Raw genomic sequence first — 22,178 nt, 5'->3', positions numbered from 1 at the left:
CTGGACCCACGCCGAAGAAGTCAACGACGCCCTCCTCACCTTCCTCGCCAAGTAGTCACCGCCGATGCCACGGTGGCCCACTCCGCGATCCGGCGGTGCGGGCCACCCGGGCACAGCGCCATGTCGTCCGGAGGCGGCGCGGACGGACAGCGGAACACCTGCCTGGTCTGTCGTCGACCACGTCGAATGACAGATGTCAGGGACGTCACACGTGTCTAGGTTGGAAGGATCTCGCTGCCCGGGCCCGACCCGCCCGGTCGTGCGGGCCCGTGGGCGGACCGGCCTCGCCGGGCGGGAAGGCCATCGAACGAACCGGAGATGCGGCATGAAGCCGGACACCCACCTCTGCGGCGCCGTGAGCGCGCCCCCGTTCGGCGACGGCGGTGCGGCACGCCACGGAGAGGACGGCCCGCTCCCGCCCGCCGGCGGCGAGCGGCCCGCGCCGACCCGTGTGCCGGCTGTCCCCCGTCGACGGCTGGCCTCCGAGCAGAAGGCAGGAACGAGCCGATGACGACCACTTCTCCCCCGTACCCGGGCACGCGGGCCGAGGCGGCTCCGCGTTCCTCGGCGTCGGGCAGCGCCCGGCCCGCCGAGGCGGTCGGCAGGGGCGGTGACCTCGACACCTGCTGGCGCGCCCTCGGCCGGGCCGCACAGGGCCGGGGTGCCGCGGTGGTCGTGCGGGGCGAGGCCGGAATGGGCAAGAGCACGCTCCTGGGGAGCGTCGCGGACCGGGCGGCCGGCAGCGGGTGGCGGGTCCTGCGCGTGTCGGGCCGCGACACGCGCGCCAGGGGTGCCTTCGGCGCGTTCGAGCCCCTGGCCGGTGAACTGCTCGCTCTGGCCGTCGGGCTGCCGGACCTGCTGCGCACGGCTCTGCGGAGGGCGCTGGAGGGCGACCCGGCCCCGGACGCGCTGTCCACGTACGCGGCGCTGAGGCAGGTGCTGGCGGCCGCGGCACAGCGCGGTCCCGTCCTGCTGGTCGTCGACGACTGCCATCTGCTCGACACCGCCTCGGCCCGGCCGTCACGTTCGTCACCAACCGTCTGCCGGGCACGGCCGTCGCCGTGCTGGCGGCCACGGCGGTCGATGTCCGCGACCCCTTCGACGGGTGCGAGATCACGGAGGTGTCGCTGACCGGCCTGGACCAGCACCGGGCAGGGCGCCTGCTGGCGGACCGCCACCCGGGCCTCCCCGCGGTGGTGCGCGCCGCGGTGACCTCGGCCGCGCAGGGCAATCCGCTGGCCCTGCTCAGCCTTTCCGACGCGCTGACCCCGGCGCAGCGCGACGGCGGTACACCCCTTCCCGACCCCCTGCCGGCGGGCCCGCTGCTGGACGGCAGGCTGGGCGGACTGTTCCGGTCGCTGCCGCGCCCCACCCGCGATCTCCTGGCCCTCCTCGCCCTGACCGAGGCGGGCATGAGCACGGTGGATCTCGCGCACGCGGCAGCGCGGCTCGGCACGGGGCTCGACGCCCTCGACCCGGCGGAGAAGGCGGGACTCGTCCGCGGTGACCGCACGGTGCGTTTCACGCGCCGCTTCCTCCCGGCCCTGGCGTACTCCACGGCCTCCCCGGCCGCGCGGCGGCGGGCCCACACCGCCTGGACGGACCTCGGCCTGGCGCGGTGGGGGACGTCGGCGGGCGACGGGGCGCACGCCGCCCGGGGCACCGACGGGGGCGCGCCCTTCGACCGGCTCGCCCGGGCGGCCGCGGCCCGGGGCCAGTGGAGCGCCGCGCTGCACGCATGGCAGCGGGCCGCCGACGCCGGATCGGACCCGGCGGGCCGTTCCCGCAGGTACGCGGCCGCGGCGACCATGGCCCTGCGCTGTGGCCGCCCGAACCTCGCGATGGCGCTGAGCCGTCAGGCGCAAGGGGGCCGGGAGCCGGCGCTGACCCGCACCGTCAGCATGGTCCAGGCGAGCGCGGGGTTCGACACCGCCTTCACCGCCGAGACGAACCGGGCCTCCCTCTCCTCGGCCCTGACACAGGGTCAGGTGCTGGGGTCCGACGGGCGTGAGTGGGCCGCCTTCCAGCTGGCCCTGCTCGGCTCGCTGACCCACCGGCCGGAACCGGCACGCCAGGCGCTGGACTGGCTCAGCGCGCGGTCGGCGCCCAGCGCGGCGCTGCGCACGGCCGTACTCGCCCACCTGGACCCGGTGGGCCGGCTGAGTGAGATCAGGTCGGGTCTGGCCGAGGCGGCCGGTCCCGCGGCCGCAGGGCTCGCCCGTTCGACCGCGCGGGAACTGACATGGCTGGCGGACGCGGCGTGGCGCATCGACGACATCGCGCTCAGTGAACACCTGACGGCGGCCGCCCTGCGGCGCGGCGGGCCGGAGGACCGTACCCATCTCTCCCACGCCTCCGCCCTCCAGGTCGCGCTGATGGTGGCGGCCGGGCGGTGGTCGGAGGTGCACACCGTGGTGCCGGCGCGGCTGCGGGAGGCCGAGCGCGAGGGCCTGACCCGGTACGGCGTCTCGCTCAAGGCCCAACTGCTCCTGGTCTGCGCCTTCCAGGGGCGTGCCGAGCAGGCGGCCGAACTGCTGGCGGACGTCCGCCGGTGGGCCCGTACGTACGACTCCCCCCACCACGGCCAGATCGCGTCCTACGCCGCGTACCTGCTGACCGAGTCCGGCGCCGCCGCGGCCGGCGGCGGGAGCCACCCGCCGCTGCCGCCCGGGCCGGTGAGTGACGTGGTGGCGCGCTACGCCTACGTGGACACCGTACGAGCGGCGCTGGCCCGCGGCCGGACGACACTGGCCCGGGCCCACGCCGCGCGTGCGTCGCTGCACGGTCTCGACGGGTTCTCGGCGGACATGCGGCTCGCGGTCCGCCACGGCCGGGCGCTCCTGGCCGCCCACGACGGCCGTCACGACGCGGGGGCGCTGTTCCGCTCCGCCGCCGAGGCGGCCACGGCCGCCTCCCGCCCCTTCGCCCGTGGCAGGCTCGCCCTGGACCACGGGATATGGTTGAAGCGGCAACGGGAGATGGCCGGGGCGCGCAGTCAACTGCGGTTCGCCCACGACCTGTTCACCCGGCTGGGAGCCGCGCCCTGGCAGGAGTCCGCGCGTGCCGAACTGCGGGCGGTCGGCGTGAGTCTCGCCGGCCCGGGCGCTGTCCCGCACGTGGACCCCGGGCGTCCCGCCCTGACCGCTCAGGAACTGCGGATCGTCCGGATGGCCGCCCGCGGGCTGTCCAACCAGGAGATCGCGGACCAGCTCGCCATCTCGCCACGGACGGTGGCTTCCCATCTGTACAAGGTGTTTCCGCGGCTGGGCATCAGCTCCCGCCGGGAACTCGACCGCGCATTGCAGGAACTCGGTGATCACACATGACACGAAGTGCCGTCAAGGCGGTGCGGGAGCGTCCGGGTACGGCCGGCCGGTTCCGTCTGACGTCCGTGCCGGACGCGCCGGCGATGAGGGCCCTGGGAGGGGGCGAGGACCGGGACGCCCTGCCGGTGACGCTCACCCTGACGGCGAGCGACGTGCTCACGGAGGAGGGCGCGCAGGCCTACCTCCGTGCGGCGTCGGGTGTGCGGGTGGTGCCCTGGGAGGACCGGCACGGTGCCGACGTGGCACTGGTGCTGGCGCACAAGGTCTCCCTGGCGACACTCACACGTGTCGAGGAGGTCGCCGGGCCGGGCCAGGGGCGGGGGGTGCCGGTGCTGCTGGTGGTGGACTCGATCAGCGAGCGGCACCTGTTGTACGCGGTCGACCGCGGTGTGGTGGGTGTGCTGCTGCGCGGCGAGGTCGGTTACGCCGACATCGTGCGGGCGAGTCGCAGGGCCCTGCAAGGAGAGTCGCCGCTGCCGCCCACTTTGGTGCGCGCCCTGGTCGAGCGGCTGCGTTCGCTGCCCGGGCACCAGCCTGGCTCGTCCGACCTGTCCGCCCGGGAGGTGGACGTCCTGCGGCTGCTGGCCGAGGGGTTGAGCACCGCGGAGGTGGCGGCACGCCTCAACTACTCGGAACGCACGATCAAGAACGTGCTGCACGACGTCATCACCCGGCTGGGCCTGCGCAACCGGACGCAGGCGGTGGCCTACGCCATCCGCAACGGCGCGCTGTGAGGCGGTACCGCGCGCGGGTGGCCCTCGTGGCACGCCGTCGAGGGCGGCGTGCCCCCGTCGAGGCCGAAACACTCTCGTGTCGTCACCGAGCACAAGGCGATGACGAGCCAAGGCCCCCTTGTGCGGTCTGACGGCACATCCGGACGGGACGCCTGCCCGCCGGTGGCGGGCCGTCGGGTCCTCGCGCAGCCGCGCCGAAGCGGTGTGCGGGGGTGCGGCGGACCACGGGTCGGCGGACCGCCCTGCGGACTCGGCGACGCCCCGGTCAGCAGGCCCCGGAACCAACTCCCCCCACGGCAGGATCACGCCAGAGCACTGGCGCACTCCCCTACCCGCGGAGGCGGCGCATGCGAGCACTTTCCCACGACCTACCAGGCTTCCGGCCCGGCCCGACCGGCCGGGACCGCGGCGCGAACCCGCCCGGCGGCGCCGACGGGACGGGCACGGACCGGGACGCGCTCCGTCCGGCTCCGGCGGCGCGATCCGCGCTGCTGGGCCGGGAGACGGAGATGCGCGTGCTGAAACGTTTCCTCTCGGACGCCCGGGCGTCAGGCGCCGCGCTGGTCGTCCGCGGTGCCTCCGGTATCGGCAAGACGGCACTGCTGGAGGAGACCACGCGACTGGCCGGAACCGGATTCACGCTGCTCGACGTCCGCGGCCTGCGGGCCGAGGCCGACCTCCCGGCCGCCGCCCTCACCCGCATCCTGCTGCGGTGCGGGTCCGGCACGGACCGTCACACCCCGCCCGACGGAGCCGGCGGCTGGCTCCCGGTGCACGGAGCCTCGACCGTGCCACGCGACGCGGGGGCGGCCCTGGCCCAGGCCCTCCACTCGGCCGGAGCCTCGGCGCACGAGCCCGTGCTCCTGGTCCTCGACGACGCCCACTGGTTCGACGCCGAGTCCCTGGACGCCCTGGGCCGGGCGCTGCCCCGGCTGGCCGGGAAGCGGGTGAGCGTGCTGCTGTCCGCCGATCCCGCGGCCGGACCAGCCGTCCTGCCCGGACTGCCGGGCCTCTCCCTGGGCCCGCTGGACCACCGGTCGAGCGCGCGACTGCTGCACCGGCACGGTCCCGGCCTCCCGCCCGCCCTGCACGAACGCGTCCTGCGCGAGGCGTGCGGGCATCCGGCCGCCGTCGTGAGCCTCGCCTGGAACCTCCAGGTCCGCGAGGTGACGACGGCGGCCCTGCTGGCCCCCGCCCTGCCGCTGGGAAAACGGCTCCAGGAGAAGGTGGCGGCCCGGTTCGACGCGCTCCCCCCGGCCGCCCGTGGCTTCCTGCTGCTGACGGCCGAGGCGCACACCGACCGTCTGCCGGTCCTGCGTGCCGCCGCGCGGATGGCGGGCGTGCCGGCACGGGGGCTGGAGGCGGCCGCAGAAGCGGGCCTGGTGACCGTCGACGGGGACCGGCTGCGCTTCAACGGCCCCCTGCTGCGCTCCGCGCTGCACTGGAGCGCCTCGCTCGCGGAGCGACGGCGGATGAACCTCGCCCTGGCCGCCGTGCACACCGACGACGACTACCGGCACGCGCTGTACGTCGCGGCCGTGACCGCGCAGCCGGACGAGGCCACCGCGGCCGCGCTGGAGAAGGGGGCCACGAGGGACCCCGCTCGCGCCGTCACCGTCCTGGAGGCCGCCGCCGAACTGACGCCCGATCCGCGCCGCAGGACACGGCGGCTGATCCGGGCCGCGCAGGCGGCGCAGACCGGCGGGCAGCCGGACGACGTACGCAGGTTGCTGGATCTGATCACCGACGCTCCCGTGGACGCCTCGCTCGCGGCGGCCGTGGCGGCGCTGGAGGCCGGTGTCGCCTACCACAGCGACTCCGTGCCGGCCCACACGCTGTCGCTCCTGCTGCGTTCGGCGACGGCGAAGAGCACCGGGTGGCCGCCGCCGTTCCTGCCGCTGACCGGCGCCATCGCACCGGAGCTGTGCGAGCCGGTCGGGCGCGAAGCCGTGGGTCCGCTGCTGGAAGCGCTCCTGCGGAAGAACCCCGCCCGCGCGGACTGCCCCTTCCTCGTCTCCGCGCTGTGCTGGACGGACCGCGACAACCACTCCGCGACGGCCCGTGCCCTGCTGGCGAAAGCAGCGCGGTCGGTGCGGGAAGGAACGTTCCCTCGCGATCCCGCCCGGGACGCGGGACTCGTCATCGCCGCGTCCGCGCTGGACGAGCCGGTCGCCGCCGAGCAGTACGCCACGGGCGTCCTCGCGCCGCTGACCACGCGAGGGCAGTTCGGCCTCGCCCTGATGGTGCTGGCCCATCTCCAGATCGCCCGCGTCCACCTCGGCGACCGCGAGGGGCTCATGGATGACGCGCGGACCGGGCTGCGCTGGGCACGTTCCGCGGCCAACGCCCACGCGGAGATGGTGTTCGAGGCCGGAGTGGCGCACACGCGGGCCTGGACCGGGGACGAGGAGGGCCACCGCGAACTGACCGACCGGATCCTGGCCTTCGCGCTCCCCCGCCGACTGCACATGCTTGCCGCGCGGTCCCGGTGGGCGCGGGGACTGCTGGCGCTCGCCCACGGCCGGCCCGAGGAAGCGTACGAGGAGCTGCGGATGCTGTCGGCCGCGGACGGTGACGCCCGTCACCCGGTCGTCGCGGCCTGGGCCCTGGGCGACCTGGTCGCGGCTGGCGTCGCCACGGGGCACGCGGAGGAGGTACGCCGCCAGGTCGACCTGGTACGCGAGGCCAACCGGGCTGTCGGCTCGGCCCTCCTGCGGCACCTGATCGGGCGCTCGGAAGCACTGCTCGGCGAGGGTCCCCGCGCGGAACGGCATTTCTCGGCCACGCTCGCCGAGCAGGACGACGCCCTGCGCTTCGAGTCGGCACGCACGCACCTCGCGTTCGGTGAGTGGCTGCGCCGCCGGCGCCGGCTGCTGGACGCGCGGCCCCATCTCCAGCGGGCCCGGGAGCTGTTCGGCACGCTCGGCGCGACCGCGTGGGAGCGGCGCGCGGCCTCCGAGCTGCTGGCCGCGGGCCAGGCGGGGGACACGTCCCGTCCCGTGTGGGCCGAGAAGTACGACCTGACGCCCCGGGAGACCGAGGTGACCCGCCTCGCGGCCGACGGGCTGTCGAACCAGCGGATCGGCTGGCAACTCGGAATGAGCCATCGCACGGTCGCGAGCCATCTGTCACGTGTCTTCGCGAAGACAGGTGTGACCACGCGTAAGCACCTGCCCGCGGCGCTGCGCGGCTGAGCCCGCGGGAACACGACACATCGCCGCCTTGACAGGGAGAGTTCGTTGAAGAAACCCTGGACACGGAATGTGTACTCCTCAGACACCCGGGCGTCGCCGCTCGCCGAGCGGACCGTGACCCGGTGCGGGACCGTCGCGGAAGCGGGAACACGTATGACCGACTGGCACAAGACAGCGTGCAGCCTCTGTTACGTCAACTGCGGTCTTGAGGTCGCGATCGACCAGCGTGCGATCACCCGGGTCCGCGGCGACAAGGAGAACCCGCGCACCCGGGGGTACCTCTGCCAGAAGGCGCAGCGGCTGACGTGGTACGGCGACCACCCGGATCGTCTCACCACCCCGCTGCGCCGCCGCCCCGACGGCGGCCACGAGCCCGTGGACTGGGACACCGCGCTGACCGAGATCGCCGGGCGCCTGCGGGACATCCGGGCCACCACCGAGCCGGGAGGCCCCGGCGCGCTCGCCTACGTCGGCGGCGGCGGTCAGGGCAACCACTCCGGTGGCGCGTACGGGAACGCGCTGATGAGCTGGATGAACTCCACGCGGTTCTTCGGCGCCCTGTCGCAGGAGAAGACCGGGGACTTCTGGGTCAACGGCAAACTGTTCGGGGGGCAGGTCTGCCACACGTCCGAGGGCGTCGAGGAGTGCGACCTGCTGGTGGCGATCGGCTGCAACCCCTGGCTGGCACACGGTTTCAACCGGGCCCGCACCGAGGTGAACGGCATCAGGAACGACCCCGGCCGGAAGATGATCGTCATCGATCCGCGCCGTACCGAGACGGCGGACGTGGCCGACGTCCACCTGCCGCTGCGGCCCGGAACCGACGCCTACCTGCTGGGCGCGATCCTCGCCATGGTCGTGCGGCGCGGGGGCGCGGACGAGACGTTCCTGCGGGACCACACCGAGGGCTACGAAGAGGTCGCCGACGCCCTGCTGCGCATCCCCGTCGACGAGTGGATCGCCCACGCCGAGGTGGAGCGGTCGGAGGTGGAGCGGGCCGTGGAGCTGATCCTGGCCGCGCGGGCGATGACCGTCCGCGTCGAGCTGGGCGTCCAGCAGGGGCGCAACTCCACGCTCAACAGCTACCTGGAGAAGCTGCTGTACCTGGTCACCGGGCACTTCGGCCGGCCGGGCACCAACGCCCTGCACTCCTGGCTGATCCCGTTGTGGAAGGAGTCCCACGGAGAGCGCTCGCAGATCACCGGGTTCGAGTACATCGGCGGGTACCTGCCCATGAACACCCTGGCCGAGGAGGTCCTCGCCGACCATCCGCACCGGGCCCGTGCGGTCTGGGTGGACTCGTCCAATCCGGCCAACACCGCGGCGGACACGGCGTCCGTCGAGCGCGCCCTCTCGGAGTGCGAACTGTCGGTGGTCGTCGACATCGCCTACACGGAGACGGCGGCGCTGGCCGACTACGTCCTGCCCGCGGCCTCGCAGCACGAGAAGTGGGAGTGGACGTTCTTCGACTTCGAGTGGCCGACGAACTACTTCCAGCTCCGCCGGCCGCTGTTCGCCCCGCTGCCGGGCACCCTGGTGGAGGCCGAGATCTACACCCGGCTCCTGGAGGAGCTCGGTGCCCTGCCGGACCGGGCGGAGCTCGACCGGCTCACGGAGCTGGCCCGCACCGACCGGCCGAACCTGCTGCGGCATGCCGCCGCCACCCTGCGCGAGGCTCCGGGCGTCGCCCCCGCGCTGCTGTACCGCACGCTCGGCCGTACGCTGCCCGAGGGCGCGGCCTCCGCCGCGGTCCTGTGGCCCGGCTGCCACACCGCCGCGCACCGGCTGGGACCCGCCGTCCAACGGGCGCTGGGCACCGAGGCGTCCGGGACCGCGCTCGGCGAGGAACTCTTCGAGCGCGTCCTGCGGTCACCGAGCGGTCTCGCCTTCAGCGAGCACCGGTACGACGAGGTGTGGAGCCTGATGCGCAGCGAACGCGTCACGCTCGCCGTGCCGGAACTGCTCGCCTGGCTCACGTCCCTGGACCCGGCCGCCGACCGCCCTGACCCCGGCTTCCCGCTGTCCCTGGTCAACGGTCAGCGCCGCAGCCACAACGCCAACCAGATCCTGCGCCCGCCCGCGTGGCGCAGGAGCGACCCGGACGGCGCGCTGCGGGCCCGCTCGGAGGACCTGTCCGCCGCCGGTGTCGCCCCGGGCGACTGGGTGGCCGTGGTGTCGAGGACCGGCCGCCTGGTCGCGCGGGCCGAGGCCGACGAGACGCTGCGGGCCGGGCAGGTGGCCCTGCCCCACGGCTTCGGCATGGCGGTGCCCGACGGCCGCGGCGGGCGTGTCACCCATGGCCCGCGGATCAACCTGCTCACCGACGCCGCCGACCGCGACCCGATCGCCGGCACGCCGCACCACAAGGACGTGCCGGTACGACTGGAGCGGCCGACGCCCGAGGAACGGGAGACCGCCCAGCGGGACAGCGACCGCGTGCACGCGCTGATGCGCACCTGACCGGCGGCAGCGGTGGCGTGCCTGGCAGGGCGCGGGTCTCAAGTCCCGCGATCTGCCAGGCGTGTCCGACATGACCGGCATGTGTCTCTGGGACGGCGTACCGGTCACGGCGCCACCGCGGTGAGCGACGGCGCCTTCCCCGCCCGCCGGTGACCCCGCCGCCGGTCAGGCGCCCGTTGGCGGCACGGTGTCGGGGCGCAGCCAGGGGGACGCGAAGTCCACCTGCTCGGCGCCCAGTCCGTGGGGTTCGTCGGTGTAGAACCGCAGCCGGACGCCGTCGGGGTCGGGGACCACCAGGAGATGGCCGACCAGGGCGACGATGACCGGTGAGTGCGGCACGCCGAGCGTGTCGAGGTGACGGATCCAGCCGTCGAGTTCCGCCCGGCCCGGCACCGTGAAGGTCAGCGGGTCGAAGCCGGCGAGCCGTCCGGCGGTCGCCGGGTCGAGACGCAGTTCCACGGGCACGTCCGCACCGGGGACGTCGAGGATGACGGCGAACAACTCCCCGTCCCGGGTGACGTGGTCGAACTCCGGGATGCGCCGTGCGCCCAGGACGGAGCCGTACCAGGCGATGCTCCGCTCCAGATCGGACACGGGAATCTTGATGTGGTGCAGGCCCCGCACCACGGGTCGGGCGGCCATACGGAAGACACTCCTCGGATGCGCGTGCCCCAGGTTCAGGGGCACCACCGAACATACTCCTCGTACATGTGGAACCGTTCGTGCACCCAAACTGTCCTCACGTGCACATGTGCCCCGCCGGAGCCTCACATGTGAGGCGATCCGTGGCCCGGCGGTGTGACCCGGTGGCATTCTTCGGGCATGGCAACCTCATTCCCCGAGATCGGTGATCGTCCCGACGATCTCGCCACGGCCGCCGAAGTGCGGCTGGACGACGGTCAGCTCGCCCGGGCCGCCCGGTACGCGACCTGCGAGGAGGTCCGGGCAGGAGACGTCCTCTACCAGGTGGAGGACGATTCGGTCGACCTCTTCCTGTGCGGGACGGCGACGCTGGAGGCGATCATCCCGTCCTCGGAGGGCGGTGACGGGCACCTCTTCATGACGCACGGCCCCGGCCAGTTCGCCGGCGAACTCAACCTGCTCACCGGGCAGCGGCGCGGACTGACCGTACGGGTCGCGACCGGCGGCACGGTCCACCGGGTGCAGCCGGCGGCCTTCCGCAGGCTGATGGCCCAGGAGACAGAGCTCTCCGACCTGCTCCTGCGCGCGATCCTCGCCCGGCGCCGGCTGCTGCGCCAGGCGACGGAGCAGACGCTGCGGATCGTCGGCGACGCCGGATCGGCCGCGGGCCTGGCCATGCGCACCTTCCTGGACCGTCAGGGCGTGCCGCACCGGTGGCTGGACAGCGACTCACCGCAGGGCGCGGACGCGCTGCGCTCGTCCGGTCTCACCGAGGAGGACCTGCCCGCGGCCCTGTCATCACGTGAGGCCACGCCCCGCGTGACGCCGGGCGTACTGAGCCAGCAGCTCAACCTCGCCTACCGCCGCACCGGGCGCGGCTCGGCCGACCTCACCGTCGTGGGTGCCGGTCCGGCGGGGCTGGCGGCCGCGGTGTACGGCGCCTCCGAGGGCCTTCAGACGGTGCTGCTGGACGGGGTGGCCGTGGGCGGCCAGGCCGCCACGAGCGCACGTATCGAGAACTACCTCGGTTTCCCCTTCGGCCTCAGCGGGGCCGATCTGACCGCGCGTGCCGCCGTACAGGCGCTGAAGTTCGGTGTGCGCCTCGCCAGTCCGTGCGGTGTCGTCGGGCTGAGCACCGAGGGCCGCGACCACGTCGTGACCCTGATGGACGGAACCCGCATCGAGACGCGGGCGGTGATCGTCGCCACCGGGGCCGAGTACCGGGCGCTCCCGCTCGACGGCTGGGCGGAACTGACCGGCTGTGGCATCTACTACGCGGCCACCGACCTGGAGGCCCAGGCGGTCGCCGGCCGGCCGGTCGCGGTGGTCGGCGGCGCCAACTCCGCGGGCCAGGCCGCCCTGCATCTGGCCCGGTACGCCTCCGGGGTCACCCTGGTGGTACGGGGACCCGATCTCGGCGCTCGTATGTCCGCGTACCTCGTGGAGCGCATTCTGAACGATCCGCGGATCACCGTGCTCACCGGCACCGAGGTGACGGCGTTGCACGGCAGACCCCACCTGGACGGTGTGTCCCTGACCACCCGGGCCGAGGGCGCCGGGGCCCGCCGTACCGACTGCGCGGGCCTGTTCTGCTTCATCGGCGCCCGGCCGGCGACGACATGGCTCGGTGGAGTGGTCCTGGACCCGGACGGGTTCGTGCCGACGGACCGGCAGTTGTCGACGGATGACCTCGGACCGCGCTGGAAGGAGCTGGGGCGTGAGCCGCTGCCGTACGAGACCAGCGTGCCCGGCGTGTTCGCGGCCGGTGACGTGCGTCTGGCCTCGATGAAGCGGGTCGCCGCCGCCGTGGGTGACGGCGCCAGCGCCGTCCGTTCGGTCCACCAGTACCTCGCGACGATCTGAGACGGGAACGTTCATGAGCAAGCGACTGCGCGACGGCGACGTCGTCCACATCGGCCACGATGTCCACCTGGTGTCGGGCAGCAACACCAACTGGGTGATCGTCAAGGACGGTGCCGAGGCCACTCTGGTGGACAGCGGATACCCGAACGACCACGACCTGCTGCTGGCCTCCCTGGACGTCCTGGGTCTGAAGCCGGAGGCCGTGCGCGCGATCCTGGTGACGCACGCCCACAACGACCACATCGGCGCCGCGGAGCGCCTGCGGCTCGCGTACGGCACACCGGTCCTGATGCACGAGGAGGAAGTCCCGCACGCGCGGCGGGAGTACCTGCACCAGGTCTCCGTCGGGCAGGTGCTGACGCAGGCCTGGCGCCCGGGTGTGCTGCCCTGGGCCGTCCACGCCATCCGGGCCGGGGGCACCGCACATGTGCCGGTCGCCGAGCCCGCGCCGTTTCCCGCGCCGGGCCCGCTGGATCTGCCGGGCGCGCCGGAGCCGGTGCACACACCGGGGCACACGGAAGGGCACTGCGCCTATCTGCTGGCCGGCAGCGGCATTCTGATCAGCGGTGACGCCCTGGTCACCGCCCATCCGACGTCCCGGACCGACGGCCCCCAGCTGCTTCCCGCCATGTTCGACACCGACCGGTCCGGGGCCCTGCGCTCCCTGGACGTGCTGGAGGGGATCGACGCCGACGTCATCCTGCCGGGGCACGGGCCGGCGCACCGGGGAAGCGTCGGGCGGGCCGCCGCACGCGCCCGGGAGCACGCCGTACGGTGAGGCCGGGCGGCGCCTCCTGCCGAGGACGTCCGTCGGCGCGGGGTCACGTCCGTGGCCACGAGGGTTCCACGAGGTCCGATGACACGGAGGGCGCCCGGCCGGTGACGCGCACGCAGTCATGTGCGCCGGCCGCCGTCCTTCCGGCGGAGCGCGGCGCGGGTCTGCTACGCCCCGGCGCGGTGTCGTAGCGCGTACAGCGCGTAATGCCGGCGGGACTTGACCGTTCCGGCGGGTATGCCGAGGCGCCGCGCGGTCTCGTGCACGGTGAAGCCGTACATACAGGTGTGGACGAGCACCTCCCGGTGCTCGTCGCTCAGGCTCCGCAGCAGGCCCTGGGCCTCCATGGCGGCCAGCACGCGCCCGGCGTGGTCGCGTTGCGGAACGTCGCCCATCTGGTCGGTGACGCTCTCGTGGCGGACGAGCGCGCTGCGGGACCGGTCGATGATCAGGTTGCGGGTCACCTTGAGGAGCCAGCCGCGCGTGGAGCCCGGTCCGTCGCGCAGCTCGTCGGTGTGACGCCAGGCGCGGACGAAGGCTTCCTGCACGATGTCCTCGGCCAGGTGACGGTCCGACAGCAGTTTCTCGGCATAGGTGACCAGGGCGGCGCGGTGCCGGGTCACCAGGGTCTGGACGTGGAGATGGTGCCGCGGCTGCGGCGGTGTCCCGTGCGGCGCGGGTGTCGTCATGGCCGTCGTTCCAGGATCGGGAGGGAGCCGGGCGTCCGGGGCCGTCCGCGACAAGCGGGGCACGCCCGGAGGACCGACGGCGACACGGGCGCCTGTCGGTCCCGTCCCACCGGGCATCGACGACGGTCGCACGATGGACGTGTCCGAGGTGTCGAAGTCGCCTGGGTCGATGGAACCGGTGACGCCCGGCGTGGGCGAAGTGCGGCAGGCCGCGTCGCCGGGGAACCGGCACCCGGCCCCGACGCGGCGGGAGGCCGGGGGACGAGCCCCGGCCTCCCCGGCCCGGGCTACGCCTCGAAGACCTCGCGCAGCGTGGCCTCGTCCTGCGCGGACAGGTTGCTGTGGATCAGCCGGGCGGTGCCGTGGGGCAACGCCTCGTGGACGCGGTCCACGACCGCGTCGGAGGTGAGCAGGAACAGGGCGGACGTGCCCTGCTTCACCTCACCCCGGACGCTCTCGATGAAGCCGTCGTCGATGCCGACGTCGGCCAGCGAGCCGCCCAGCGCGCCGCTGAGGGCGCCCACGGCGGCGCCGAGCAGCGGCACGAAGAAGATCAGGCCGAACAGCAGGCCCCAGAAGGTGCCGGACAGCGCGCCCGCGGCGGTGAGGTTGTAGAGCTGTTTGGTCCTGGGCTGCTTGCGACCCTCCGGCCAGGTGACGATCGCTGCGTCGTGGACCTGGACGAGCCCCTGCTTCTGCAGGGACAGCAGGGTCTCCTCGACGCGGTCGGCGCCGTCGGGGGTGGGGAACTTCCAGACGGTGAGAGTGGCCACGGGGGCTCCTTTCGAGGGGCTGGATCACCGCGGACGACGACAGCGCGGAAGGCGTCGTGCGTGATCACGCGGGGGAAGAGGCGGGCCGGTACGCGCCGGGGGCCGCGGCCCGGCACCGTTCCGTCGCGGTCCGCCGGCGGCACGCAGGGAAGGACATGTACGCGGCCGGGATCGCTGGACAGCATACCCAAGAAGCTCGCTGTACAGATACGTGTGTCACGGTCGGTGGGCCTGGACGTGTGCGCGACGGAGTCCGAGGCCGGTGTTCTCCGAAGGTGCCGGGCCGGGTCAGCTCCGAAGCAGTGCGTCCGGTACGTCCGTACCGAGGAAGTCGAGGAGGGCGGCGAGCTTCCGGTCGAGCTCGACGCCGACCTCCGTCACCTCCGGGATGCCGAGTCCGGCGAAGTGGGTACTGGGCTGGTCCACGCTGAACCAGGCCGCTCCGGCCTCGTCCTGCCAGATCGCGGTGCGCAGCGGCGCGTAGAGCATCGTCCGCGGGTCGTGGCGGTACATGCGCTCCGCGATCGTGTGGTTGCCCATCAAGTACCAGAAGCAGATGGCCTGGTGTCCGGCGCGGCGGAAGACGGGGTGGGCCGCGTTCTTCTCGAAGATCATGAAACCGTGCGGGGCCGCCGCGTCGATGAGCGCGGTGATCTCCGGCCAGGAGGCTTCCCGGCGGATCAGCGACTCCAGCTCCTCCTCCGGCACTGGCGGTACCGCGGCCTCGTAGCTCTGCCGGAAGTCGGACAGGGACGGCACGGCCACGTCCAGACGCCGCACGGGGAACGTACTCATTTCGCCTCCTGGCTGGTGCGCGGTGGGATCGAGGTCGACCATAACGGCGCGGTCGCCGGCGCACTCGGCACACGTGTCCAACGGGCGGCCCGGCGCCCCGTTGCTGCCCCATCGGGCAACCGCCCCACAAAGAATCCACAAGTGCCCCTCATCCTGGGGGAGTCCGCCATTCGTCAGCGATCGTCGTGCGGAGGGGCCGATATGTTCCTGCGGAGGTTCGCCCGGTCGGCACACCGGTCCGTCGTGCTCGCTCGTGCGACGGCGGACGCCGGCGCGATCTGCGCGGCCCTGCCCACGGCCCTCGGCCCCGGGCACCACCGCCTCGACCTGGTGGTCGAGTGGGGCGACGGCGCCCTCGACCGGGCCGAGGGCGCCGTGGCCGAGGGCTGTGCCGGCCGGCCCGGAGCCGCCGGCCCGGAGCCGGCGGGCGAGCTGGCGGAGGTACGGGCCTTGCTCGCGTCGGCGCTGTCGGACGAGGGGGTCCGCTGTGCCGTTCTGGTGGCCAGGACCGTGGCGGCCGGTACCCGGGTGTGCGGCTGGAGCGTGCGGCACGGCTGGGTGGAGGCCCTGGACCCGCGCGTACTCGGGCTCGCGGTGACGCCCTGTCCGGGCGTGCCCGGGGTCCCGAGCACGGTGTCACGCGCCCCCGCCCTGGTCCGGGACCGCCGGCGGCGCGGCCGTCACATACCGTTGGCTTCGTCGAAGGCCTTGAGCGCGTCGCGCAGGGCGGCGCGAGAGGTGATGCCCAGCTTGGGGAACACCCGGTAGAGGTGGGCGCCGGCGGTGCGGGGCGAGATGTTGAGCTGCCGGCCGATCTCCTTGTTGGACAGGCCGCTCGCCGCGAGTTCCGCGATACGGCGCTCCTGCGCGCTCATCTTCACACCGGTCCTGGCGTCCGCGATCCCGACGCCCACGCCGGCCGCGCGCAGTTCGTCCCGTGCGCGCTGCGCCCACAGCGGGGCCTTCAACTGCTGCTCGAACACTTCCAGCGCCAGGCTCAACTGGACGCGCGCGGCCGTGTACTCCCGGCGTCGGCGGAGCCACTCGCCGTACCACAGCCGGACCCGGGCGTGTTCGAAGGGCCACAGGGAGGCGTCCGGCACCGCGAGGGCCGCCTCGTACAGTGCGCCCGCCTCCTCGTCGGGCGCGGCGACCGCGGCGGCGGCGGCGGCGAGGATGGCCGCGTGGTGCGGCGAGATGGCGTCCAGACGCGCCTGCCGGCCCGCCTCGACGTGTGCGCGGGCCGCCTCGGTCCGGCCGGTGCGCATCGCCGACTCCACCAGGTCCAGGAACACGCGCGAGAAGTGCGGGAAGTGCGAGGGCAGTTCTCCCGGCGGGGTCAACGCGGAGGTCAGCAGGTAGGCCTCCTCGAAGTCCCCGCGGCCGACCGCGGCGCGGGCCCAGGTCTCGTTCACCGTGGACATCAGCAGCTGCATGCGTCGCGGCTGGGCCCACGCGGTGATCGTGTCGCAGTGCCGGCGCAGCGCTTCCTCGTCCCCGCGGCCGGACGCGACCATGGCCAGTCCGTACGTGAAGATGATGTGGATGAGGTGGTACTCGTGCTCGGTGGCGTCCGCGAAGCCCTGGGACGTGATCGCCTGGACCTTGTCCCACTCACCCCGCATGAACGCCTCGTGGGTCCTGGCCACCACGCCGAAGCGCAGGCTGTCGTACGCGCTGTGCCCGACGGCCTCCCGCCACACACCGTCGTAGTACGTGAAGCAGTCGAGATACATGGCCGTGTAGATCAGCCAGGTGACGCGCCACAGGGGCGTCTCGGGGGACAGCGCGGCCGTCGCCCGGTCCAGCCGTTCCCGCACGTCATGAGCGGTCCGCGCCGGATCGGCGACGCTGTCGAAGCACATGCGCGCGGACTCGGAGATCCGGTCGAGCGCGCGGTACACGGGCGGCCACAGTTCCGCGCGGCCTCCCCACACCGCCGCGTTGAGCAGGACGTAGAACGCGTCGTCGAACGCGTCCGCGTCCTTCGGGGCGGTGCTTCCGCGCGCCGCCTCCATCGCGGGGGGCAGGATGCGGTAGACCGCGTCGATGTCGCCCTCCCGGTGGAACTGCACGTATCCCGCGGCTGCCGCGCCCCGCAGCGACTCCGTGGTCTGGCCGGCCAGTTCGTGGGCCGTTCCCAGGAGACCGGCGATGCCGGCGGCGAACGCGGCCTGCTCCAGGCGGCGGACGCGTTCGATGGAGTCCTGGCTGAGTTCGGCGGCACGGCGGTACGCCGTGGCGGCCTCCGCGGCGCCGCCACGGGCCATGGCCCGCTCCGCGGCGCCGGTGAGTTCGACGGCGACCGCCTCGTCGGGGTCGTCCGCGGCATGGGCGAGATGCAGGGCACGCCGCTCCGGCTCCGCCTTCAGGACCTCGGCCAGCGCGCGGTGCGCGGCTCTGCGGCGTCCGGCCGGGGACATGTGCACCACACAGGAGCGGACCAGGGGATGCCGGAAGGTGACCTGCTCCGCGACGTGGTCGACACGGACCAGTCCGGTGCGCTCGCCCGTCTCCAGCAGGCCGTCGTCCCACTGCTCGCCCCCCGCCCCGAAGGCCGCCCGGATGTCCCCCAGATTGCCGGGGCGCTCTCCGTCCAGGGCCGTCAGCAACAGGGCGAAACGTGTGACGGAGCCGAGCTGCCGGACGCGGTCGGCGAACACGCTCTCCAGCCGGCTGTTCAGCGGCAGGTTCGTCGGCAGGGTCTCCACGCCGTCCCGCTGGGCGTCGGTGAGCTGGCTCGGCAGCTCCACCAGGGCGAGCGGATTGCCTTCGGACTCGTCCAGCAGGCGCCGCCTGGTCGCCTCGGCCAGCCCCGGGTGACGGCTGTCGAGCAGCACCAGCGCGTCGGGGGCCGGCAGCGGGCCGACGTCGAGCACGCGCAGGCCCGTGGGGTCGAGGAAGCCGTGTGCTCCGCTCCGCGCGGTCATGACGAAGGCCGCCCGGCAACTTGTGAGCCTGCGGGTGATGAACGTCAGCACCTCGGCGCTGGAGCGGTCGATCCAGTGCACGTCGTCGACCACCACGCACAGGGGCCGCCGCAGGGACGCGGCCTGGAGGAGCGCCAGCGCCGCCGCCGAGATGGCGAAGCGTCCCGGCGCCGAGCCCTCGCGGATGGACAGCGCCTGTTCCAGCACGGCGCTCTGGAAGGCCGGGAGCCCCGCGAGGTGGTCGAACAGCGGATAGAGGAGCTGGTGCAGCGCGGAGAACGCGAGTTCCTGTTCGCTCTCGACCCCGACGACCTGGAGGACACGCAGTCCGCCCGTCCGGGCGTGGGCGGTCACGGCGTCCAGCAGCGCGGTCTTCCCCACCCCGGGGTCGCCCCGCAGCAGCAGCGCTGCTCCTTCTTTCTCCGCCTCGACCAGCAGTGCTTCCAGAGCATGCAACTCGGACGTACGGCCCACCAGCGACAACGTTCCTCCCACGCCGGAGGGCGGTTGCCCCTGACGGCGCTCCTATGGTGGCTGCCGGCGGGCGGGTGACGCATCTGTCGGTCGACTGGTATCGCCCGGGTTTCAGGGCGCTTCGGCCAGGAAGGCCAGCACGTCCCGCGCGACCTCCTCGTGGTGCTGGAACAGGAAGCCGTGGCCGGAGTCCGGGTAGGTCTTCACCCGTGCGTCGGGCAGCAGGCCCGCGAGCACACGGGACGCGCCGGGCGGGGTGACGAGGTCGTTGTCCCCGTGCAGCACGAGCGCGGGTTGCCTGATCGCGGAGAGCCTGTGCAGGGCGCGGTGATCCGGGACGCCCCACTCGGTCATCGCCTCGTACTGCGCCTGCCTGGCCGCTCGGCCGGCCGGCAGGTCCCGGTCCTGCTCCCGCTCGATGTACCTGCCCAGGAACTCCAGCCCGCTGCGCTGACTGGACTCGGTGTGGTTGAAGAAGGTGTACAGGTAGTCCTCCAGGCTCGGCTGGTCGACGTCCGCGCGCGCGAAGACGTCGTCCAGCCAGCCGAATATGCCCGGGCCACCGCGCGGGGCGGTGGCCGCCAGCACCAGGCGGCGGACGGCGGCGGGGCGCAGCAGGGCCAGTTCCTGGGCCGTGTAACCCCCCATCGAGAATCCCAGCAGGTCCGCCTGCCGTATCCCGATGGCGGTCATGAAGGCCAGGGTGTCCACGGCCGTCTCCGCGATGGTGCGGGGGGTACGGCCGGTGCTCAGGCCGACCCCGGCGTTGTCGAAGGCGATCACGTCGCGTTCCGTCGCCAGGGCGTTGACGAGTGCCGGGTCCCAGCTGTCCAGCGTGCCGCGGAAGTGGGGGAGCATGAGCAGCGGCGGCTGTGAACCGGAGGGACCGCAGCGCCGGTAGGCGTATCTGACGCCGTTGGCGGCGTCGACGAAGTGGTTCGGTGCGTCGATGTACATGTCGGATCCTTCGCCGGGGCCTTGCCTCCCGCTCGGGTGGGAAGCAATGTGTGCCGTCGAGTGTGACGACGGGCCGGGTCCGGGGCATCGGGCATTTGACCATGGGGGGAGGTGTGACCGGATCGAGCGGGCATCCCGGGCTCAGACGGGCGGCAGCAGGCTTTCGGTCAGGGCGGCCCAGTCCAGGAGTGCGCCCTCGCTGCCGGAGGGGACCAAGGCATAGGTGTCTTCCAGCCATCGGCGGAGCACGGTCAGGTCGGCCGTGAACGTCGCGTGCCCGTGCGGGCTCTCCAGCCGCAGGTGGAGCGAGGGCCGCTCCCCCGGTCCCGTGGAGGGCCACACCTTGCAGTCGCCCTCGCCGCTGGGCCGGTCGGTGCCGGCGGTCAGCAGGTCCCGGCCGACGACCCAGGTCACGCAGGTCTCCTCGGTCACGAGGAGGTCCATGCGGACCGCGAAGGGATCGTCCACGCTGTAGCTGAACCTGCACTTGACGCCGTCGTGTTCCGGGGGCGCAGGCCGGAAACGGAGGGTGGTGAGGAGTTCCAGGGTGCCCAGGGGGTCGCCGTGGGCACGATCGGAAGGGTGTGCGTGCTCGGTCATCTGCTCAGCGTCCTCGCTGTCGGTCTCGTGTCCTGGTCGACGGCGGCGGGTCCGGGGGCCACACGTCGCAGTGCTGCGCGGGCCGCGCGTTTGCGGATGGTCCGCCGTTCCTGCTCGCTGAGGCCGCCCCACACGCCCGCCTCCTCGTGGTGGTCGAGGGCCCACGCCCGGCACGGGCGGATGACCGGGCACCGCCGGCAGACGGCCTTCGCCTCCTCGATCTGCCCGAGCGCCGGTCCCGCCTCGCCGACCGGGAAGAACAGCTCCGGGTCCTCGGACCGGCACATCGAATACCGCTGCCAGGCCGGAGAGGTCCCCCCGGACCGCGTCGGCCGGCCGGGAGCCGGAAGGGTGTGGTGGCTCCCGGCGGCAGGCGGACCCGACGGCGGGAGTACCGGAGGGGTGGGCCACGACCGTGCCCCGTCGAACGCTTCCATCGCCACCTCCGCAACGAGCCTGTGTTCCCGCCACCCTTTCGCCACCGGCGCTCGGCGGGCATCCGTCGTGTGACTGACCGCTTGGCGCGGGGCGACGCCGGGGCGTTCCGTTGCCGGCACACACCGGCCGGCGCCCGGAACGCGGGACATGTGGACGCCCGGTGTCCCGGAGTCGGCGCGCCGCCCTCCCGGAAAGCACAGTCAGTCGACTGATGGAGCGCCGGGTGCGCGCTCCTAGCCTGGGCAGGGCCGCGGCCACGCACCGTTCGACGGCCGCGCGTGCGCGTGTCCGTCTCCCAAGTGGTTCCGTACACAACAGACCGAGGCAGGTCAGAAGTGACAGACTCCTCTCCCGTCGCCCTGGCGGATCTCCAGGTGACGCGTTCCGAGCCCGACATCGACCTACGACTGCTGCGGGCGTTCCTGGCCGTCGCCCGGGAAGGTCACTTCGGCCGTGCCGCGGACCGTCTCATGGTCGCCCAGTCGGCGTTGAGCAGGCAGGTGCAGCAACTCGAACGCCTGCTGGGGGCGCCCCTGTTCACCCGCACGTCGCGGGGCGCCCGGCTGACCACCGTGGGACGGCTCGTGCTGCCGCACGCCGAGCAGGCCGTCGCCCAGAACCGTCGGCTCGTCCGCCTGGTGAGATCGGCGGCGGGGCGGTACGGGACGCGCACGTTGACGGTCTCCGCTCCCCTGCCCAGCCCGCCCGGCGGACTGCTGGCCGAGGCGGTGCGTCATTTCCGTGCCACGCACCCGGACGTGCAGGTCTCGGTCGTGGGACTGGACGACCGCGATGTCGACGCGGCGCTGCGGGACGGTCGCGTCGACGCGGCTCTCACCTGGGGCGGGGACCTGGACGCCGATCACGCGCAGGTACTGCTCGAAGAGGGCGCCAGCGCACTCGTGAGCCGGCACCACGCCTGGGCCGGGGCGGCGGAGATGCCCCTGGCCGCGCTGACCGAGGACCCGTTCCTCTTCCCCGTGAGAGAACGCGGACACTGCTGGGACTCGCTGAACGAGCTGGCCGCCGCCGCACGGGTACGGCTGACCCCCGTGCCCACGGCTCCCTCCGCCGTTCCGGACCTGGTCGCGGCGGGCCTGGGGGTGTCCGTCGTACCGGCGTCCTTCGGCTTCGCCGGCTACACGGACGTGGCCTTCGTACCGCTGCCCGGTCTGCACCACCGGATGAGCGTCGTGCGGCACGGCGGTGACGGCTCCGCCGTCGCCGAGGCCTTCGTGGCGTCCTGCCGGTCCGCGGCCGCCGGGCTGAGCGCCGCGCACCCCGGCATCTGGAGACTGCCCGCAGTGTTCCGGCCACGTTGACGAGAGCCCCGGTTTGCGTCGACGCGGGACATCGCGCATCGTGTCCACGGCAGGGCGGCGGCGGTCCGCGCGGGCGGGTTGTGGAATGAATCTGGAATGCCTCCGCTTTTTCCGCGGAAATTCTTGATTATCTCTGGAAGGGTGGCCTCCGGCGCGTTCCGAACTTCCCGATGAAAAGGAAGGACCCGGGCCCTCGGGTATTCCGT

At 73.5% G+C, this 22,178-nt stretch carries 16 protein-coding genes and 1 pseudogene; 9 read left to right on the top strand and 8 right to left on the bottom strand.

Going from position 1 to position 22,178, the window contains the following annotated elements; translation table 11 throughout:
• The first annotated feature begins 507 nt into the window (after positions 1–507).
• From C3492_RS46450 to C3492_RS40780, 5 genes are all read left to right on the top strand, one after another.
• Positions 508–1,131 (top strand): ATP-binding protein, encoded by a 624-nt coding sequence (locus tag C3492_RS46450; protein ID WP_258056192.1) that lies wholly within the window; start codon positions 508–510, stop codon positions 1,129–1,131.
• The gene (locus C3492_RS40795; RefSeq protein WP_258056191.1) at positions 1,062–3,326 is read left to right on the top strand and encodes a LuxR family transcriptional regulator; all 2,265 of its coding nucleotides are present in this window, start codon (positions 1,062–1,064) and stop codon (positions 3,324–3,326) included. Before C3492_RS46450 ends, C3492_RS40795 begins: the two co-directional genes overlap by 70 nt.
• A complete protein-coding gene (locus C3492_RS40790) occupies positions 3,323–4,060 on the top strand; it encodes a response regulator transcription factor (protein WP_103817646.1) in 738 nt (245 codons plus the stop codon). The genes C3492_RS40795 and C3492_RS40790 overlap by 4 nt, the downstream gene beginning before the upstream one ends.
• A gap of 347 nt (positions 4,061–4,407) precedes the next feature.
• Positions 4,408–7,254 (top strand): AAA family ATPase, encoded by a 2,847-nt coding sequence (locus C3492_RS40785; RefSeq protein WP_103817645.1) that lies wholly within the window; start codon positions 4,408–4,410, stop codon positions 7,252–7,254.
• Positions 7,255–7,407: 153 nt separating this feature from the next.
• Complete coding sequence (locus tag C3492_RS40780) at positions 7,408–9,714, top strand: molybdopterin-dependent oxidoreductase (RefSeq protein ID WP_103817644.1); 2,307 nt, start codon at positions 7,408–7,410, stop codon at positions 9,712–9,714.
• 165 nt (positions 9,715–9,879) lie between these two features.
• Here C3492_RS40780 and C3492_RS40775 read toward each other — a convergent pair whose 3' ends face one another.
• Positions 9,880–10,356, bottom strand: coding sequence for a VOC family protein (locus C3492_RS40775; RefSeq protein WP_103817643.1), 477 nt, complete (start codon positions 10,354–10,356; stop codon positions 9,880–9,882).
• Between the two features lie 180 nt (positions 10,357–10,536).
• Between C3492_RS40775 and C3492_RS40770 the strand changes: the two genes are divergently transcribed.
• Entirely contained in the window at positions 10,537–12,219 is a 1,683-nt protein-coding gene (locus C3492_RS40770) for a cyclic nucleotide-binding domain-containing thioredoxin-disulfide reductase (RefSeq protein WP_103817642.1), read from the top strand.
• Positions 12,220–12,232: 13 nt separating this feature from the next.
• The gene (locus C3492_RS40765) at positions 12,233–12,997 is read left to right on the top strand and encodes an MBL fold metallo-hydrolase (RefSeq protein WP_103817641.1); all 765 of its coding nucleotides are present in this window, start codon (positions 12,233–12,235) and stop codon (positions 12,995–12,997) included.
• A 164-nt stretch (positions 12,998–13,161) separates the two neighbouring features.
• Here C3492_RS40765 and C3492_RS40760 read toward each other — a convergent pair whose 3' ends face one another.
• The 3 genes from C3492_RS40760 to C3492_RS40750 form a co-directional block, all read right to left on the bottom strand.
• On the bottom strand, positions 13,162–13,683 hold the full coding sequence (locus C3492_RS40760; protein ID WP_181140817.1) for a sigma-70 family RNA polymerase sigma factor: 522 nt from the start codon (positions 13,681–13,683) through the stop codon (positions 13,162–13,164).
• Positions 13,684–13,970: 287 nt separating this feature from the next.
• Positions 13,971–14,456, bottom strand: a complete 486-nt coding sequence (locus C3492_RS40755; RefSeq protein ID WP_103817640.1) for a DUF1269 domain-containing protein — start codon at positions 14,454–14,456, stop codon at positions 13,971–13,973.
• Between the two features lie 288 nt (positions 14,457–14,744).
• Positions 14,745–15,251, bottom strand: a complete 507-nt coding sequence (locus C3492_RS40750; RefSeq protein WP_103817639.1) for a DUF302 domain-containing protein — start codon at positions 15,249–15,251, stop codon at positions 14,745–14,747.
• 243 nt (positions 15,252–15,494) lie between these two features.
• On the opposite strand from C3492_RS40750, the gene C3492_RS44375 reads away from it, so the two are divergent.
• Positions 15,495–16,019 (top strand): hypothetical protein, encoded by a 525-nt coding sequence (locus C3492_RS44375; RefSeq protein WP_146075796.1) that lies wholly within the window; start codon positions 15,495–15,497, stop codon positions 16,017–16,019.
• On the opposite strand, the gene C3492_RS40745 is transcribed toward C3492_RS44375, so the two are convergent.
• From C3492_RS40745 to C3492_RS40730, 4 genes and pseudogenes are all read right to left on the bottom strand, one after another.
• Complete coding sequence (locus C3492_RS40745; RefSeq protein WP_258056190.1) at positions 15,932–18,655, bottom strand: LuxR family transcriptional regulator; 2,724 nt, start codon at positions 18,653–18,655, stop codon at positions 15,932–15,934. The genes C3492_RS44375 and C3492_RS40745 overlap by 88 nt on opposite strands.
• A 111-nt stretch (positions 18,656–18,766) precedes the next feature.
• Positions 18,767–19,612 (bottom strand): alpha/beta fold hydrolase, encoded by an 846-nt coding sequence (locus tag C3492_RS40740; RefSeq protein WP_103817637.1) that lies wholly within the window; start codon positions 19,610–19,612, stop codon positions 18,767–18,769.
• 141 nt (positions 19,613–19,753) lie between these two features.
• Positions 19,754–20,212, bottom strand: a complete 459-nt coding sequence (locus C3492_RS40735; protein ID WP_103817636.1) for an SsgA family sporulation/cell division regulator — start codon at positions 20,210–20,212, stop codon at positions 19,754–19,756.
• Positions 20,209–20,514: pseudogene (locus tag C3492_RS40730) on the bottom strand (WhiB family transcriptional regulator); the annotation flags it as partial. The pseudogene C3492_RS40730 and the gene C3492_RS40735, both read right to left, overlap by 4 nt.
• 471 nt (positions 20,515–20,985) lie before the next feature.
• Between C3492_RS40730 and C3492_RS40725 the strand changes: the two are divergent.
• Positions 20,986–21,972 carry a LysR family transcriptional regulator gene (locus C3492_RS40725; RefSeq protein WP_103817634.1) on the top strand — a complete coding sequence of 329 codons (987 nt, stop codon included), beginning with the start codon at positions 20,986–20,988 and terminating at the stop codon, positions 21,970–21,972.
• The last annotated feature ends 206 nt before the right edge of the window (positions 21,973–22,178 follow it).

Origin of the sequence: Streptomyces sp. Ru62, from assembly GCF_002920615.1 — a bacterium.
GTDB lineage: Bacteria > Actinomycetota > Actinomycetes > Streptomycetales > Streptomycetaceae > Streptomyces.
The sequence above is the reverse complement of the archived record's forward strand: the minus strand, read 5'-3'. Positions and strand labels throughout refer to the sequence as shown.

Bases quoted from the DNA above. Each gene is read 5' to 3' on its own strand.
- C3492_RS46450 (WP_258056192.1), top strand. From the start codon at position 508: ATGACGACCACTTCTCCCCCGTACCCGGGCACGCGGGCCGAGGCGGCT.
- C3492_RS40790 (WP_103817646.1), top strand. From the start codon at position 3,323: ATGACACGAAGTGCCGTCAAGGCGGTGCGGGAGCGTCCGGGTACGGCC.
- C3492_RS40785 (WP_103817645.1), top strand. From the start codon at position 4,408: ATGCGAGCACTTTCCCACGACCTACCAGGCTTCCGGCCCGGCCCGACC.
- C3492_RS40780 (WP_103817644.1), top strand. From the start codon at position 7,408: ATGACCGACTGGCACAAGACAGCGTGCAGCCTCTGTTACGTCAACTGC.
- C3492_RS40775 (WP_103817643.1), bottom strand. From the start codon at position 10,356: ATGGCCGCCCGACCCGTGGTGCGGGGCCTGCACCACATCAAGATTCCC.
- C3492_RS40770 (WP_103817642.1), top strand. From the start codon at position 10,537: ATGGCAACCTCATTCCCCGAGATCGGTGATCGTCCCGACGATCTCGCC.
- C3492_RS40765 (WP_103817641.1), top strand. From the start codon at position 12,233: ATGAGCAAGCGACTGCGCGACGGCGACGTCGTCCACATCGGCCACGAT.
- C3492_RS40760 (WP_181140817.1), bottom strand. From the start codon at position 13,683: ATGACGACACCCGCGCCGCACGGGACACCGCCGCAGCCGCGGCACCAT.
- C3492_RS40750 (WP_103817639.1), bottom strand. From the start codon at position 15,251: ATGAGTACGTTCCCCGTGCGGCGTCTGGACGTGGCCGTGCCGTCCCTG.
- C3492_RS40740 (WP_103817637.1), bottom strand. From the start codon at position 19,612: ATGTACATCGACGCACCGAACCACTTCGTCGACGCCGCCAACGGCGTC.
- C3492_RS40735 (WP_103817636.1), bottom strand. From the start codon at position 20,212: ATGACCGAGCACGCACACCCTTCCGATCGTGCCCACGGCGACCCCCTG.